Source organism: Kosakonia sp. MH5 (assembly GCF_009935945.1).
GTDB lineage: Bacteria > Pseudomonadota > Gammaproteobacteria > Enterobacterales > Enterobacteriaceae > Kosakonia > Kosakonia radicincitans.
Genome location: NZ_QODH01000001.1, coordinates 1 through 16,568, shown reverse-complemented (window position 1 = coordinate 16,568; position 16,568 = coordinate 1). Strand labels below are relative to the sequence as shown.

The 16,568-nt window shown below is 54.5% G+C and carries 10 protein-coding genes and 1 pseudogene; 6 read left to right on the top strand and 5 right to left on the bottom strand.

Annotation, left to right across the window (positions count from 1 at the left end; translation table 11 throughout):
* Nucleotides 1–119: 119 nt before the first annotated feature.
* Both DK872_RS00050 and DK872_RS27810 read left to right on the top strand, forming a co-directional pair.
* Entirely contained in the window at nt 120–2,822 is a 2,703-nt protein-coding gene (locus DK872_RS00050) for a pitrilysin family protein (RefSeq protein WP_161517840.1), read from the top strand.
* Between the two features lie 51 nt (nt 2,823–2,873).
* Nucleotides 2,874–4,127, top strand: a complete 1,254-nt coding sequence (locus DK872_RS27810; protein ID WP_144135601.1) for a co-chaperone YbbN — start codon at nt 2,874–2,876, stop codon at nt 4,125–4,127.
* Nucleotides 4,128–4,278: 151 nt separating this feature from the next.
* Here the strand turns inward: DK872_RS27810 and DK872_RS00040 are convergent, their stop codons facing one another.
* Entirely contained in the window at nt 4,279–6,876 is a 2,598-nt protein-coding gene (locus DK872_RS00040) for a TonB-dependent receptor (RefSeq protein ID WP_079517990.1), read from the bottom strand.
* Between the two features lie 91 nt (nt 6,877–6,967).
* A complete protein-coding gene (locus DK872_RS00035; protein WP_161517839.1) occupies nt 6,968–9,646 on the bottom strand; it encodes a pitrilysin family protein in 2,679 nt (892 codons plus the stop codon).
* A 148-nt stretch (nt 9,647–9,794) separates the two neighbouring features.
* Here DK872_RS00035 and DK872_RS00030 point away from each other — a divergent pair, with 148 nt between their 5' ends.
* Nucleotides 9,795–11,567: an ABC transporter ATP-binding protein/permease gene (locus DK872_RS00030; RefSeq protein ID WP_161517838.1), complete on the top strand. Its 1,773-nt coding sequence runs from the start codon at nt 9,795–9,797 to the stop codon at nt 11,565–11,567.
* A 37-nt stretch (nt 11,568–11,604) separates the two neighbouring features.
* Entirely contained in the window at nt 11,605–13,353 is a 1,749-nt protein-coding gene (locus tag DK872_RS00025; RefSeq protein WP_161517837.1) for an ABC transporter ATP-binding protein/permease, read from the top strand.
* Between the two features lie 31 nt (nt 13,354–13,384).
* Here the strand turns inward: DK872_RS00025 and DK872_RS00020 are convergent, their stop codons facing one another.
* The gene (locus tag DK872_RS00020; RefSeq protein WP_007374854.1) at nt 13,385–14,362 is read right to left on the bottom strand and encodes a FecR family protein; all 978 of its coding nucleotides are present in this window, start codon (nt 14,360–14,362) and stop codon (nt 13,385–13,387) included.
* Nucleotides 14,363–14,574: 212 nt separating this feature from the next.
* Between DK872_RS00020 and DK872_RS00015 the strand changes: the two genes are divergently transcribed.
* Nucleotides 14,575–14,835: a hypothetical protein gene (locus DK872_RS00015; protein WP_035890523.1), complete on the top strand. Its 261-nt coding sequence runs from the start codon at nt 14,575–14,577 to the stop codon at nt 14,833–14,835.
* Between the two features lie 103 nt (nt 14,836–14,938).
* Here the strand turns inward: DK872_RS00015 and DK872_RS00010 are convergent, their stop codons facing one another.
* A complete protein-coding gene (locus DK872_RS00010; RefSeq protein ID WP_035890526.1) occupies nt 14,939–15,304 on the bottom strand; it encodes a hypothetical protein in 366 nt (121 codons plus the stop codon).
* Nucleotides 15,305–15,367: 63 nt separating this feature from the next.
* On the opposite strand from DK872_RS00010, the gene DK872_RS27805 reads away from it, so the two are divergent.
* A complete protein-coding gene (locus DK872_RS27805) occupies nt 15,368–15,502 on the top strand; it encodes a hypothetical protein (protein ID WP_007374857.1) in 135 nt (44 codons plus the stop codon).
* Between the two features lie 820 nt (nt 15,503–16,322).
* Here DK872_RS27805 and DK872_RS00005 read toward each other — a convergent pair.
* Nucleotides 16,323–16,568: pseudogene (locus DK872_RS00005) on the bottom strand (methyl-accepting chemotaxis protein); the annotation flags it as partial.

Sequence of the window (16,568 nt, the reverse complement as noted above, 5' to 3'; positions counted from 1 at the left end):
CGGCTGCGAAAATTCTGTTGTTCAGTCGTTTCTCTCTCGTCCGGCCCCTGAATGGGTCTTCCCAGAATGCCGCTGAGCGGCATTCTGATATGTCATGCATAACCGAGAGAGGATAGATTTTGACAACGCAGTACAGGCTACGACCCATATCGGATAAGCGCGAGCCTCTGGCCGATATCGCTTTCCCCACCAGTACCTTCACGTTGGATAACGGACTAACGGTTATCGTGGCAGAAAACCGCGATGTGCCGCTGGTGTCATATCAGCTAATTTACCAGGTTGGTTCTAAAGATGAACTCGCAGGGATGACCGGATTTGCCCATCTTTTTGAGCATCTTATGTTCGAAGGCAGCGAACATGCACCCGGTTCCTTTCTGGAAAAGATGACTCATGCTGGAGCCACCAACCTCAACGCCTATACCAGCACCGATCGCACCACCTATCACGCCACTGTGCCGACAGGATCGTTTGACTATGCACTGTTTTTGGAGTCGGACCGTATGGGGCATTTCTGCGACAGCATCAGTCAGTTGTCGCTGGATCAGCAGCGGCGGGTAGTGCTCAACGAAAAACTGGAGACCGAGAGCGGTCCCTACGGCAAGCTCTACGAGTTTAAATCGCGGGGCTGTTTCCCCGCTGAGCATCCCTACGCCCATACCGTTATCGGTGAAAAAGAGGATTTGATAGCCGCTACACTGGAAGATGTGCAGCACTGGTTCCGGAAATACTACACGCCTTCTAATGCGGTGCTCGCGCTGTGCGGCGATATCGATCTCGTTACCGCGCGGGAGAAAGTCAGCCACTGGTTTGGCGATATTCCTGCCGGACAGCCGCTGGCCCGTCCTGAAAGCTGGATCGCCGATATCACTCCGCAGCGCCGCGATCGCTACCAGGCGAAAGTCGCCAACGGTACACTGCAACTGGTATGGAACATTCCTCCGGCAGGTAATCCGGATGCCACGTTACTGTCGCTGGTGGCGGATTATCTCGCATCAGGGCTGTCTTCCGTACTGGTCAAAAATCTGGTGTACGTCAGGGAGATAGCCAGTAGTGTGCAGGCTATGGTCGCTGACGGTGCATTGTGCAGCCAGTTTATTATCAGTGCTACCGTTGCCGAAGGACAGGCGCTGTCCGCGCTGGAGCAGAGCCTGCTGGAGGAAGTGTACGCTTTTCTTGCGCAGCCATGCGATGACCAACGTCTGTGTGAGGTGAAGAATGATGCACTTAACCTGTTCCGCGATAGTTATAAGACTTCGGCGCAGATAGCCGCATTGCTCTCGGTTTGCCAGGTGACGCTGGGCAATGCCGATGCCTTTCGCCAGCAGCTCAGCCAGTTGGACAACGCCTCGCCTGACGATCTGCATCAGGTCGCCCGGCGCTGGTTGAGCCGCCCGCACTATACGCTGGAGATAGAACCCTTCACCGCCAGAACGGATGAAACGGCAACCGCCGCCCAGCGCACGCCGCCGCCAGCAATCCAGCCTCCGGTGCCACTGGTGTTGCCGCAGGTGCAGCATGCCCGGCTGGCTAACGGCATTCGACTGGTGCTGCTGGAACGGCATGGTCAGAACGATATCTACCTCGATCTGTTGTTGCCTACAGCTGCGCTACCGCGACCCGGTCAGCATCAACTGCTGAGCGAGCTGCTTAACCAGTCCGGAGCCGGTGAACGGGATGCTTTCTCCTTCAACCAGGCCTGCCGCGATCTGGGCTGCCGCATGGAGCTACGCCGGCGGCTGCGACACTTTTCGCTTTTGCTCTCCTGTCGCAGCCCGCAGTTGCCTGCCTCGCTGGCGCTGCTCAGCGATCGCCTGGCGCATAGTGTATTGCTGGAGGAAGATTTCCAGCGGCAGCGAGCAATCCAGCTTGATGCGCTGACCGAACAGCAGCAGATTGCCAGTGCGCTGGTCGTGCGCGTCCTGCCGGGCCTGCTCTATCCCGCAGGTCATCCTTGCCGGGTGCCTGGCGGGTCAGAAGGCACCCACGCCGGGCTGACACAGACCACGTTTCCCGAGTTAATGGCGGCTCTACCGCAACTGCTTAATGTCCAGGGGGCCACACTTGTTGTCACCGGCGATATAACCCTGGACGTGCTGTTGCCGCTACTGAATACCTCAGTAGGGCAGTTGGCGGGGCTGCCAATGGATAATGCTGCGATACCGCAGGCAGACCCGCCGATGCATCCCCGTGTCTGGATTCTTGATATCCCAGGTGCAGAGCAAACCTCCATCGCCGCAGCTTCACTGCTGCCGGGTGTTAGCGACACCGATGAAGCCGGCTTTGAGTTGTTGAACGCAGTATTCGCCAGCGGTTTTACCTCCCGTATAAATCTGAACCTGCGGGAAGATAAAAACTGGACCTATGGCGTAAAAGGGCGACTGATTAACGATTTTCAACAACGGGTTCACTACGTACAAACCGAAGTCCAGGCCGATCGTACCTGCGATGCCATCAGTGAAATTCTGGCGGAATACCGGGCTTTGATCGGCGAGCGGCCGGTGACGGCGGATGAGCTGGCAGAGGTTCGCCGTACCAGTCTGCTGGGTTTTAGCAGTAGCGCCGAAAGCCTGTCCGGACTGAACAATATGATCTCCTGGCTGCTGCGCAGTCAGTTGCCCGATGATTTTTGGCAGGCTCATCAGCAGCGTATCGGCGAAATCACGCTGGAGCAGATTAACGATCTGGCACAGCAGTTGTTCTCCCCTGAACGGCTGACCTGGGTGATTGCCGGGGATACCAGTCTGTTCCGGGAAGAACTTGCCGCGATGTTCCCCGGCAATCTGCACGTTATCAACGACGGCGGCGATGCGCTTTATGACTAAGCATGACCACAGCACAACGCGCAGCCCTTTTTCCAACATCATGGAGTTACTATGTCTGATCTCATTATTAACCTGACGGACCGCACGCTGGACGATGCCCTGAACCATGCTGAGCAGCCAGTGCTGCTGGACCTGTGGGCTCCCTGGTGCAGCCCCTGCCTGGCTATTGCTCCGCTGCTGGAGAAAGTGGCGGCGGCAACGGAAGGGCAACTGACGGTGGCTAAACTGGACGTGGAGGAGTATGAACATCTGCTGCCGCGTTTCCGTGTGCGCGGTATCCCTACGCTACTCCTGTTCCGCAACGGTAGCGAAGTGGCGCGTAAAGTGGGCGTGGATTCACTTTCAGATCTTAATAACTGGCTGAGATCGCAAGGGATTGTAATTGAATCTGAGGGAGAAGTGGTGGTGCCCGAGGTACAGCCCTGGCCATCTTTCTACGGTGACGACGAACTGCGGAGGTTCCTGACCGGGCGCCTGAAAGAGAAAGCACTGGCCGCTGAAATCTCTCACTATGCCTTCCCGCGCCCGAAAGATCTGCTGACCGCACCTTACGTGCTGGCAGGACAGGAATCGCTGGATGTATTTGAACGTGTTTCCGGCCTGCCACCCGCACTGGCGCTGTGGCTGGAGGTTCTCGATTTTGTCACCCCGCAGCAGATCGACGAACTGATCGCCGTTCTGGCGAGCGGAAAAGCCTACGGCGATGTTCCACTGCATTTACTGGTGCAGTGGCTGGAAGATGCGGATCTCCGCTGGCCTGCAGTGCTTTCGTCTTCGCTGAATACGCTACGGCTACACTGGATTGAACTGACCCACCACTATCTGACCGGGCGGGAGACACCGCGGCAGGTATGGCTGAAGATTCAACAGGAAGCCAGAGAACATCACGATTCTTGCCAGAGTGGGCAGGATCTTGAACAGCATCTTTGTTCTCTGCTGTCTATCCTTTCGCCGCCGTCGGCGCTCAACGATACGCATGCGACGAGTACTATTCAGCATCACTGGTATCAGATCCAGTTCCATCTGGAGCAAATTAACGCAGGTTGGAGCAGGGATGAACTGGCGATGGCGGATCGACGCTGGGCGTGGATTGAACCACAACTGGCGGCAATCCCGGAGGAGGAATCAGAAGGCGCATTAGAAAAGCTGCATTTGCAATGGCGGCAGCAGTCACCTGAGTTTGCTGATTATGTGCAGAAAGAAGCGCTTTTTAACGAAGATTTTGCGGCGGGAGAGCCGCAGCGCATACAGGTATTCAGAACGCGTTTCCTGCAATTGATGAAGCAGGCGCCTGACGCTGCATAATGACCTGAAATCAAAAACCTGCCTGCGGGCATGACGCCATCTATCCTCACCGATCGGCATCAGTTCCCGGGGCAGGTTTTTTTTGTGCCGTTTCCGGCGCATAAAAAACCCCGAATCATGATTCGGGGTGCAGCAGCAGGCGATAAGTTGGTTAGTCAAAGGTCCCGCTAATTGACAGCACAAAGTTACGTGGATCGCCGTACCAGTAGCCGCCGTGTAAGTTGCCGACGGTGGAGTAGTAAGTTTTGTCGAACAGGTTATTGCCCAACAGGGCAACACTCCAGTTGCGGTTAATAGCGTAGCCGATTCTGGCGGAATACACCGCATAGAATGCAGTATTGGCGTTGTAGTTGTGCTGGTTAAAATCATCGTCGTACCAGCTACCAATCTGTTTGGTCTTGCTCTGTGCCTGTACGCCAACGCCAAAGCTGAACTTGCTTAACGTCTCCCCGGCATTGTTAAACTGGAAGTCGTTCCACCATTTAATAGTGTGCTTTGGTGTGAAGGTGGTGATGCTGTCGTTAAGTCCGTCCGACGATAGATCAGAGGTCTTGTTAAAGTTATAGGTATATCCTAACGAGGTCTGCCACCACGGCTGTACGGTACCGGTGATCTCAAGATCCACCCCCTTGCTGATATTCGCATCCGGCGCGTTGCGGTAGTAGCCCGTACGTCCGCCGCCCAGATTTACAGAATCAGCGCCGATCAGTTGCCCCTGATTCACCAGACGTATTTGATACAGCGACAGCGACGCATTCAGCAGACCTCCCGGTTGGGCGTACTTGAGGCCGGTCTCCAGATTACTGCCGGTCTCCGGATCGATCTGCTGTCCTGAAGGTGCGATCATATTACTCTGCGGGATGAAGATTTTAGTGTAGCTGCCGTACCAGCTCAGGTCATCGTTAATATCGTAGCTGACCGAGTAGTAAGGACTTTCCCACTTACGGGTGGATTCGCTGATGTCGCTCTGATCGCTGGCGGTACTGGTATGGGTATTACTTTTATAGGCGTTCAGCCGAAGACCGAGGCCAAAGTGCAGTGGTTTCCACGGGGTAAGTACCAGTTGCGAGTACATCCCCCAGTTTACTGAGGAGCCGCTGCTCATATACGCATAATAGCCCGCCGGAATTGACGGTTCAGGCACCGAGGTATCCCAGTGCCACGGGTCCATTATCGGGCCAGTGGTACCGAACCAGCCGTTGACCATGCTGGCAGCATCGGGGGAGGTCATCCAGTAGTTTTCTTTGGAATAATTCCCACCGAAAGTCAGCTTCTGCGGTAGGCCAAAGACGTCAAACTCTCCGGTCAGCGTGGAGTCAAAAGAGAACTGTTTGTTATTACTATTGCTGCCGTCGGCGGAGATGGGCTCGGCTGAGAACAAGCCGGTATCCGGCATAATATTTCCGGCGACATTAGAGTAAATAGTGCTGTTACGCTGATACAGCCCGGTATAGTTCAGGTTGAAGTTCCAGCGGTCGCCAATTTTCTGAGCCAGCTTAGCAAAGATTTCACGCGTATCGGAGTCTGACTTTTCCCAGGGAAACACCCACGCCGTTTTGCGACTGAAATGGGGATCTCTGCCATCCGGGTAAAGCTCCAGGCCGTTAGTAAGTGGTACGCCGCGAATGCGCTGATAGCTGCCGCCTATGGTTAACAAGGTGGATGACGTCAGGTCGGCTTCCAACGTGCCGTAGGCCACGGTATTTTCATCTTTTGCCGTGCGGTAAAAATGGTGGCTGTCTTTGCGGGTTAAGACGGCACGGGCGCGCAGCGTACCAGCGTCATTCAGCGGAGAAGTAAGGTCCAGCGAGTTCTGATAGTTATCCCAACTGCCCGCCGAGCCGTCGTACTTTAGCTGAAAGTGATCGAGCGGGCGTTTACGTACCAGGTTAACGGTCCCGCCCGGGCCTGTGGTGCTGAAACCGTTAAACAGATCGTCGGCACCGCGCAGGATCTCCACGTGATCGTACATCGACATATCAAAAGAAGGAGAAAAGCGGTTGTTATAGTTGGTGCCGCCGGTGATATCGATCGGCGATCCACCATCGATGCTGGCTCGAGTGATCTGAAATCCACGCGAGTAAAAATTTTTCTCGCGCGAGTTATTGCCCTGTTGCACTGTGATGCCAGTGCCTTTTTGCATCGCATCGTTCAAGGTACGAATACCTTGCTGCTGCATGGTTTCACTGGTTATAACGCTGACCGACTGTGGCGTATCTTTAACGCTGGTTGCTCCCTTGGAACCGACGGTAAGCATGCCGCCATTCAGACTGCCGGACCCTTCGGTTGCGGTAATGTCCGTGCTGCCATTAACACCTTTGGTGTCGCTGCCCTGATCCAGCGCGCCATCTACCTGAACCGTACCTAAAACTTCGGTACCGTCGGTTGAGGCCTGTGCGGTGCTATAGATCTGGATGGTATTGGTGTTGACATATTTAAAACTCAACGGGGTGCCCGACAGCAGCGTACGCAGGGCGTCATCAGCCGAATAGTTGCCGCTGAAGCCCGCACTCGAAAGCCCGTTGGTCAGTTCGCTTGGCACAATGAGTTGAAGGCCACTCTGCTGACCAAAGGCCAGTAGCGCCTCGGCCAGCGAACCGCCGCCAGGAATGCTGAAATTATATCGCTGTACCTGCCTGGCGTTGTCTCCGGCTGGTGAAGATTGCTGCGCCAGCGTGGATGAGGTGCCCGCCAGGTTTCCCCCCAGCACCGCCAGCATCAGCCAGGAGTGATAGTTTTTCGATGCCATAAAGTGTGATTCCAGTCATGAGTTAGTGTTATCTCAGAGAAAACGAATTAGCGGTGAAAACATCGCAACGGAAAACGTGTGGTGAAGGAATTTATTTATAAAACGCCTCGGGATTATGGGGATAATACCCGGCAGGCAGCGCGAGTATGTCCGCTAGTTTGTCAGCTACGGCGGTTACCGGGCCTTCGATAAGCCATTTTCCACATCCTGGTGCGATTGCCTGGCGTAGCAGAGGATCGATCTGAACCTCGTTGAGTGCAGTCAGAGAATCCATCAGTTGCTGACGGTAATTTTCTGTTAGTCCCTCACGCAGTAGCGATTCCTGTCGGCATAGTGCTTCATAATCACTGCCTGTTGGTCGGCTCAGTCGTAGCTGTTCTATCTGGATAAGTCCCAGGATCTCTTCCCGGGTAAGCGGTCGATTGCCCAGCAGTGCATCGCATTCGCGGCGGATAGCTTTAACCGCTGCCAGAGTATTTTCGGCAGCCAGAGTCATTTCAAAGCCCAGCAGGCGACTGCCTGGCAGTGACTGGCTGAGCGGCGTCACGTTGTAGGTCAGGCGATCCACTTCGCGCAGGGAAAAATTAATGCGCGAAGCAAAGCTGGTGACCAGTAAAGGATGGATCAACTGCACAGCGGCATCGTGTGGCGATCCGATGCCCGGCAGTACAAACCACGCCATTAACGTCGTCACTGCCGCTGTGGGGTTATCGATCAGCAACAGTGAGCCAGCGGTATCGGCAGGGGGAATGGCTGGTGGTGTTGGGGCCGCCGAAGTTGCAGGTTGCCACTGCGCCAGGCTGCGTTCCAGCAGCGCGCTCAGCCGCTCAATGGGCAGCGAGCTGCAAAGCAGTAGGGTGGCGTTGTGTGGCTGATAGTGTTGCCGATAAAACGCATCCGCCGCCTTGGGCGTGATTAGTGCCAGGCTGGCGGCGGTGCCCTGGGTAAACGCCGGGCGGCGCAACGGATGTGACGGAGGGAAACAAATGGCAGGCAGGGCCCATGCTGCGCTGTCCAGATCGTTTAGCACCTGCAGGTAATGATCGCGATGTGCTTCAATGCTCTCCGCCGAGGCTGGAGAGCGGCGCAGTACATCACTCAGGTGATGGAAAACCAGTTCGGCGCTCGGCTCCGGCATCTGCATTCTGAGCGCGATACTGCTCACACCGACGTCAAGTACCATGCCCGCGTCCTGCGACCACAGCCATTGTTCAAGGGTTATACCGTCGTTTTCCCTGCTGGCGATCAGTCCTGCGACCAGTTGTGCCAGGCCACTGTATTCCGGCGGATCGAACTGCGATCCGGCTTCGACGATCAGACTGGCGCTAAGCAATCCCTGCTGAATTGCAGGAATGACGACGATATTTAGTCCGTTTGACAGTACTCGCCGCTGTGCCGCAGGCACAGGAGCTAGCGGCGCGATAATAATTGGCGGAGCTATACGTGCTGGCGCAGGATGATGGTTGCCGGTCACGGCGGTAAACGGATCGACTTGCACGACCAGCCGCCCCTGCTTTAACCATCGCTGTGCCGCCGCGACTACAGTTTCGGCAGACATATTCAGCGCCTGGACCACGCGCTGGCGCAGACCTTCGGCGCGTTTTGGCAAGTGTTCATGTCGCCCCAGAGCTGCGGCAAGCGTCAGGGGATCGGCCCAGTCAGACCGTGAGTTTTCCAGCAGCAACTGCTGGCTGTGCTGGAGCAGATCGGGGTTCAGCGGCGTGGTTTGCATCTCCTCCAATACCGCCATGGTGTGATGCTCCACATCGTCAGCTCTGACGCCCGGATGCAGTTCGATGCGCAGATTGAAATAGCTCGCCAGCATGCCGGATTCAACAAAGGCTGATATTGCGGTAGCAAACTGATTATCGACCATCAGTCGGATCACCAGCGGCGACAAGGCAGTATCGGCCAGCACCCCGGCAAACAGTTCCAGCGCCGTAGTGTCATTCTCACCGTAGGGTGGGATTGGCCAACAGATTCGTAGCAGCTGGTTGTCAATGCGATCCTGCAGGTGCAGGCGTTTTTCATGCCTGAGCTCAGGTAGCCAGCGCTGCACAGTTTCCCGTGTTTCGCCCGGCGCGATGTCGCCAAACCAGCGTTGTACTTTTTCCCGCGCCTCTTCGGGGGTAATTGCGCCAGCCAGAGTGATTACCGCATTATTGGGCCGGTAATAACGCTGGTACCACTCCTTTACATCAGCAAAGCTAACCTGCTGTAAATCAGCCCGTTCACCTGCAACTTTATGGGCATAAGGATGCTTCTCCGGGAACAGATGCCGCAGGATCAGTCCTTGTACAGCCCCCAGCGGCTGAAGCTCGTTTTCTTCCATTTCACGGGTAACTACATCCCGCTGTACCTCCAGTGCCTGCGGGACCAGGCCACCAAGCAGGTATCCCATCCGATCCGATTCGGCAAACAGCGCATAATCCAGCGATCCCGGCGGCACCGACTGGAAAAACTGGGTGACATCAGCACTGGTCACGCCATTTAGCCCTTCTGCTCCTGCCCGTTCCAGGTGGCTGATATAGCTGCCCGGCAGTGCCGCACTGCCGGAAAACATGAGGTGTTCCATAAGATGAGCAAAACCAAATCGGCCGGTGGGCTCATCCTTCGCACCTACGCCATAGGCCAGGTGGACAGCAACAGTCGGTGAATTGGCATCTTCATACACCAGCAGAGTCAGGCCGTTATCGAGGGTAAAGCGCTGAAAGGGGATCTCGGGCAGCGTGGCCGTCAGAGTGGGGACGGCCGTCGTTACGTCGTTCATGCAGGCTCCAAAACAGGTGATGTATCGAAAAAAGTCAGTGCCGATAGAACGAGTCAGGTAAAGCTTTTCCACAATTTGGCTGCACGTTTGTGGATTTACGGCTCCTTACTCGTTCTCTGGGTATCTGGAAATCGTGTGGATATTTGCAATGTCAGTTGATGAACAACCCGCTGCTGCCCGCAGCTACAAACTGAACGCGCTGTTTTTTCGTCGGCTCTATACGCTAAGCGCGCCATACTGGTGCCGCCTTGAGGCGTGGAAAGCGTGGGCAATTATGGCGATGCTGCTCTCCTCCGCTGCAGCCTTCAGCCTGGTTGGCGGCTATATCTCCAATCTGGTGGCAGACTCCACTAATGCGCTGGTGGCGAGACAGAGCATTTACTGGCGCATCATGATCTGGATGACCTTTGTCGGTCTGATGCAGACGCTGGCGGTGCAGATGACCAGTTGGTTTAGTTCATGGCTTTTGCTGGACTGGCGTAAATGGATGACACGGCATTTATTGAATGCCTATATGCACAACCGCACCTACTACGAAATCGAGAAAGACGGGTTTATCGATAACCCGGATCAACGGTTGCAGGAGGAGGTGCCGTCGGTGTGCCAGACGGTGATTGGCATACCGCAGTTTATTCTCAGCTCGCTGATGACCATTGCGGTACAGGCCAACATTATTGTTCAGGTATCGCCAAATATGTTCTGGGCGGTGGTGATTTATGCCGGGGTGAATACGCTGGTGTCAATGTGGCTGTATAACCCGACGATTAAGCAGAGTTGGGATCTGACCGTGGCTCAGGCGCGCATGCGATCGCGGTTGATGCACCTGAGTGACAATGCGGAAACTATCGCTTTCTATCGCGGAGAAAACAGCGAAAGAAAGGGACTGCATCAACGGCTACACGATGTGGCGAAGGTCAAAATGACGATGATTTTTTACGGCATCCGCATGAGTGTAGTGAATCAGGTGATGGGCCTGATCTTCAGCCTGCTGCCAATCTTTTTTGTTGTGCCGCTCTACTTCAGCGGCAAGGTGGCCTATGGTTCTATCGATCAGGTTGCGGCGGCGGCGGCCATGGTGCTATCTGGCCTGTCGGTGATCTCTAATTTCATTCCCACTATGACTAGCACCATGCCGAGCGTGGTGCGGCTGTCCGAGATCCAGGAAAAATTCAATCAGCTAAACGATCCGCAGAGAACCCACGAGGAGACTCACATTCATTGCCGTCAAGGGGAGATTGTCACTCTGGAACATGTTGATGTTGCCACACCCGGCGGCGAGCAGCAGCTGGTACGTGACCTCTCCCTGCGTGTGGCCGAAGGCCAGCATACGTTAATTGTCGGACAGACTGGGGTAGGGAAGAGCTCGCTGCTGCGCGCGATTGCCGGATTGTGGCAGCGCGGCAAAGGTGAGATACAGTTGCCGCCACATCAACAAATGATGTTTATTCCACAGAAACCTTACATGGTCCTCACCGATTTACGCTCCCAATTGCTGTACCCGAAACCGACAGAAAACGGGGATGACCGGCTCATCCAACAGGCGTTTACCCGCCTTGGCAGGCCGGATTTTCTGGCGAAGCAGGGTGGGCTGGACTGCATTAAAGACTGGCGGAAAGTACTGTCGCTGGGTGAACAGCAACTGGTGGCGTTTGCCCGTATTTTACTGCATCAACCGCGCTATGTGTTTCTGGATGAAGCCACCAGCGCGATGGATGTGGAAACAGAACACCTGGCCTATCTCGCGCTCGGCGAGGCGAAAATCACCTGCATCAGCGTCGGGCATCGCGAAACGCTGATGCAGTTCCATCCGCAAAAGCTGCACCTGATGGCCCACGGCGAGTGGCGGCTGACGCAGCACAGTGAAGCGGAACAGCAGGGGGATGATGCAGCTTCATATCATATTCAGGCCCGGGCGGTCTGATCCTCTTATTTTTTGAAGGGCATAACGGATGGCTGTGATGTTATCGGAACTAAAAAACGATCAAAACCGGCACCGGTTAAATCGCCTGTTCTTCCGCCGCGTGTGGCAGTTGGCCGCACCATACTGGACCCGCAAAGATGCCTGGAAATCCTGGCTGACTGTGGGCATTCTCTGCCTGATGATGGGCGGCTTCAGTCTGGCGGGAGCAAAGCTTACCCAGCTCACCACCGATGTCACTAATGCGCTGGTGGATAAACGGACCGATCTCTACTGGGAGTTGTTTACCTGGTTGACGGTGTTCGGCGTGCTGCGTTTTGGCGCGGATATGGTGCAGCAGCTGATTGATTCGATGCTGGCGATGCACTGGTGGCGCTGGTTGACAGAATACATTATGGACAACTATCTCTACCGTCACGCCTATTATTATATATTGCAGGATGAGAAGATCGATAATCCTGACCAGCGTATTCAGCAGGAGGTGGAACCCTTCTGCGGCACGGTGGGCGCATTCCCCCGCCAGTTTATTGGTTCGCTGATGGATATGGGCATACAGACCACTATCATGATGAGCATCTCCACCCCGATGTTCTTTGGGGTTATCGGATTTGCGCTGTTCCAGGCGGTGGCGATGTATTACATCAACCGGCCAACCATCAAGCAAAACTTCGATGTCACCGTGGCCGAAGCTGATTTACGCTATGGGCTGACCCACGTGCGGAATAATGCTGAGAACATTGCGTTTTATCGCGGAGAAGCGGTGGAGGTGGAGCATATCATTACCCGACTGCTGAACGCCATCCGCAAACGGATGCGGGCAAATGTCTACAGCATCTATATGCAGTTGATGAACGAGGGCGTTGGCCAGGTGTGGAATTATCTGCCGCTGATTATCCTCGTTCCGGTCTATTTCCGTGGCGATATCAGCTACGGCAGCATTGCGCAGGCAACCGCCTCTGCCACTATGCTCCTCAACAGCCTGTCGGTGCTGACCACCTATATTCCGTTACTCAGCCAGACCGTGCCGAACGTGGTGCGGCTGGCGGAAATACACGAAACCTTCCTCAGGTTGCAGGAAGCTCAGGTCGACGATAAAAATAACCTGGTCATGAAGCCCGGTAAAACCATTGAGTTGAGCAACGTTAGCCTGAAAACGCCCGGCGGTGAGCAGTCGCTGGTGCAAAACCTCAACCTGAAGTTGCCGGAAGACAGCCGCCTGATTATCGTTGGCCGTACCGGCGTGGGGAAAAGCTCGCTGCTGCGTGCTATCGGTGGGCTGTGGCAGAACGGGCAGGGTAGCGTGACGCTGCCGCTGGAGATGGGGGCCTGCCTGTTCCTGCCCCAGCGCCCCTATACCTTTGAAGGCGATCTGCGTAGCCAAATATGCTATCCCGCTGCACAGTCACCAGTCAGTGACGGCGAACTGGCGGGGCTGCTGGAAAAGGTGTGCCTCGGTGATCTGTTGGCCCGCCACGGGCCGCTGGATCGGGTTGCCGACTGGTCACGCGTGCTCTCGCTGGGCGAGCAGCAGCGAATTGCCTTCGCCCGTATGCTGTTGATTAAGCCGCGTTATCTGTTTCTGGATGAGGCTACCAGCGCCGTCGATTTGCAGACCGAGGCGGCGCTGTATCAACTGCTGGAAGAAGCAGGAACGGCGTGGATCAGCGTCGGGCACCGGCCAAGCGTAATGCGCTTTCACCGCAAGGCGCTGCGACTACATGAAGGGGGAAGCTGGGAGTTGCTGACCATGGAGCAACTGAATGAGCTGGCGATGGCGGATCGAGACTGATAGCGGCGCGCTAAGGCTGTGACCTTAGCGCTTACTTGCGCTCACGCAGCCAGACTACCGGACCTACCCGGCTGATATTCACCGGCAGAGACTTCTGCAGACCGTCGTACCAGTCGTCGAGATGATTGATATCGATAATGGTATTAAGCTTAATGGCGGCCAGGCGATCGCTGTTAAACACAATCACCCGCTTATCGTAGCGCTTTAGGGTGGTGAGAATGGTCCCCAGCGGCTGCTCTTCAAATATCAGTTTCCCCTGATGCCAGGAGAGAACCTGCCTGGCATTGACCGTGGTAATTTTTACGCTGTCCTGCCCGCCGTGTAGTTCTGTTTGCTGATTGGTATTGAGCTGCATATCAGGATGATCTTTGCGGCTCAGTTCTACTCTGCCACGCTCCACTGTGACCACCATACCGTCACCGTCGCGCTGCACGCCAAAGGCGGTGCCCAGCACTTTCACCTCCCCGACGCCAGCATCAACGATAAACGGCTGCAACGGGTTATGTACCACGTCAAAAAAGGCTTCACCGCGAGCCAGGCGTACGAAGCGCTGCCCGGAATTCACCCGCACATCCGCCGCGCTGTCAGCATCCAGCCACATGCGGCTGCCGTCATCCAGCGACAGCATGCGCTGCTCTCCGCTGGAAGTGTAGTGGTCGTACTGCCAGCGCGAAAGCCAGTTTTGGGTCATTATAGCCGAGAATAACAGCAGGCCCGCAGTGGGCAGCATAATTTGCCACCGCCAGAAGCGGCGCCGTGCCTGCTCATGCGGAGATATACCGCTTAGAGCATCCGGCTGATAGTAGTTTTCCAGCGACATTCCCATGCTGACCCACAGACTGCGAGCATCGACCAACGCGGCTTCATGGCGGCTGTCGGCGCGGCGCCAGCGCTCAAAAGCGGCCAGCTCATCGCTGGTGATATCACCCGAGGTCAATCGCACCAGCCAGGTTACGGCCTGCGTATTGATTTCCGTCGTGTGCTCTGTGTTGTACCCGGATGCTGGCATGGCTCAGCACCGGTCAGCATTACATTGAGTGGACATCCGGTAATTCCCTTTGGCAGACAGGTAAGCTTTTTGATTACGGTATGTTATACAAATCCAGCGTCCTGCTGGCAAAACACAATCGTAGCATGATTCACAGCATTTCAAGGCTGGCGAACCAGGAAAAGTATGATTCAATGAAGAAACGTGTGACGTAGGGGTTTTCATCAATCAAAATGAAAAAAGTTCAGGAAAAGGTCGCTGTCCGGAAGCTGGCGGAAGAGCAGAGCCCGAAAGATGAGAATGGCGGTCCTGGAAAAATGATGCGCTGGGGCTGTCCAGGGACACCTGGTCTGATTGTGATGCCAGCACAGAACGCGACACCGAAAAACATCACGGTATTCGCCCTCATCACAGCAGAACCTTTCCGCGATACAAAAAGCGCAGAACTGAACGCACCCGGTCCGTCCGGGTTTCCGTATAGGGTAATGATATAGCAAACGATCCTGTGCAGCAGACCGGCATCGTGCCGGTCTGTGTCAGTCCTGGCACTATTGCACAGGAGCAGGGGAAGATTAGGTCAAACCCAACCGGTCGTGTTCAGTTACAAAACGTCCGGGGCCCCTCGTCATAACAAGTCTGGGTTTTGCCGTTTGCGTCGGTAATGTAAGTATATTTGCCAATGGTTTGCTTTCTACTGCCATCGGTTCCGAAAATTATGCCGGCAGATTCGTAATATGAAATTGTAGGTCCGTCTTTATTTTCTCTAAAGGTCCTGTTACCAGCCTGGTAGGTGTTGCTGCCATCACTACCGAAAACTCTGTCCCCTATTTTTTTATAAGTGGTGCTGCCCTTGTCGCTGTCCACATAAGTTGTATCGCCATCATGGTAGATTGTGGTGCCCGCATGAGCAGAGACAGAGGATAAGACAACAGCGATCAGCAGGGATTTGAATAAAATTTTCATGGCAAAATACCTGTGTGTATGCCGGTGTTTGGCTTTTACATCATATGCTTACCACGGCGGTAAATGACTATTTCAATCGTACTGGATACTGATAATCCAGACACTTCCGATCTTCTGGTGCAGGTCAGTCTGAAATGTCAGGAGCACCATCCTCTGGCGCTGACATCATGGGGGATGGCTCCGATGGCGGAATGCTGACATGCCGTTAGTGGAACCCGGGAAGTGTTAAAATTGCCGTCATAAGGGGGAGGGTAATGTAACGAAAACGTGCTTCAGTGAACTAACTCAGTGAATCGGGCTTACGCATGGCGATCTCCTCACGGGGACATAATTAGTATGTCGGAAGATCTCTAAAAGTGAATGGGCCGGTTTGCAGGGATACTTATAGTTAATGTGGAACAATCAATTAACTATGCTCATTAATAGTAAAGGAAATTATCGATGAATAATACATCACTCGAGGACAGAATTTATGCAGTAAACTGGAATTCATCCTATACAGCATATGGACCCGCAAATGATGTTCCTGAACTATTATTACAATTAGCATCTGATGATCACGAGGAGCAAAGACCGCCAGTCATAAGCTTTGGTGCGGACTATGTCATCAGCATGTTTCTATGGCGCCAGCAGGATATATTGCCCTTCCATTTATATTAGAGATCCTTGATAGCGCAGATGAGTTACTTACGGTTGAAATACTCGATATCTTATGGGGATTCGCTCAGTGCTGCGTAGAGACAGGACCGAATGTTCCCGACTATTTCGAGCCAACCAGAGAGCGTCTTATCTTCGAACTCCCCCGTTTTTCGTTACTATCCGAACACAGCGATGAGTTAATATCGCATTTCGCTTCTGAAATAATAAAATCGTTAAACCAAATATGAGCGAAAAGTGCCACGCTGTACTATTAAACGCTCGGGTAATTGCGCGTGGTTCACATCATAGATTTTTTCGCAGAAATTACGGCGAAGAAGGCGGGGCCGGTAATATAACGGCCCCAACTTTATCCCCTTTATCAAGCCGTAGTGAAGAACGCCACGGTCTGCGTGAGCCGCCGGGTTTGTTTTTCCAGCGCATTCGCGGCAATAACCGCCTGCTGAACCAGTTGCGCGTTCTGATGGGTGACAGAATCGATTTGTACGATGGCTTCATTGACCTGGCTAATCCCGATGCTCTGCTCATCCGTCGCGACGGAGATTTCCGACATAATGTCCGAAACACGCTGCACGGCTTCAATCATCTCGTCGATATTATTTCCGGC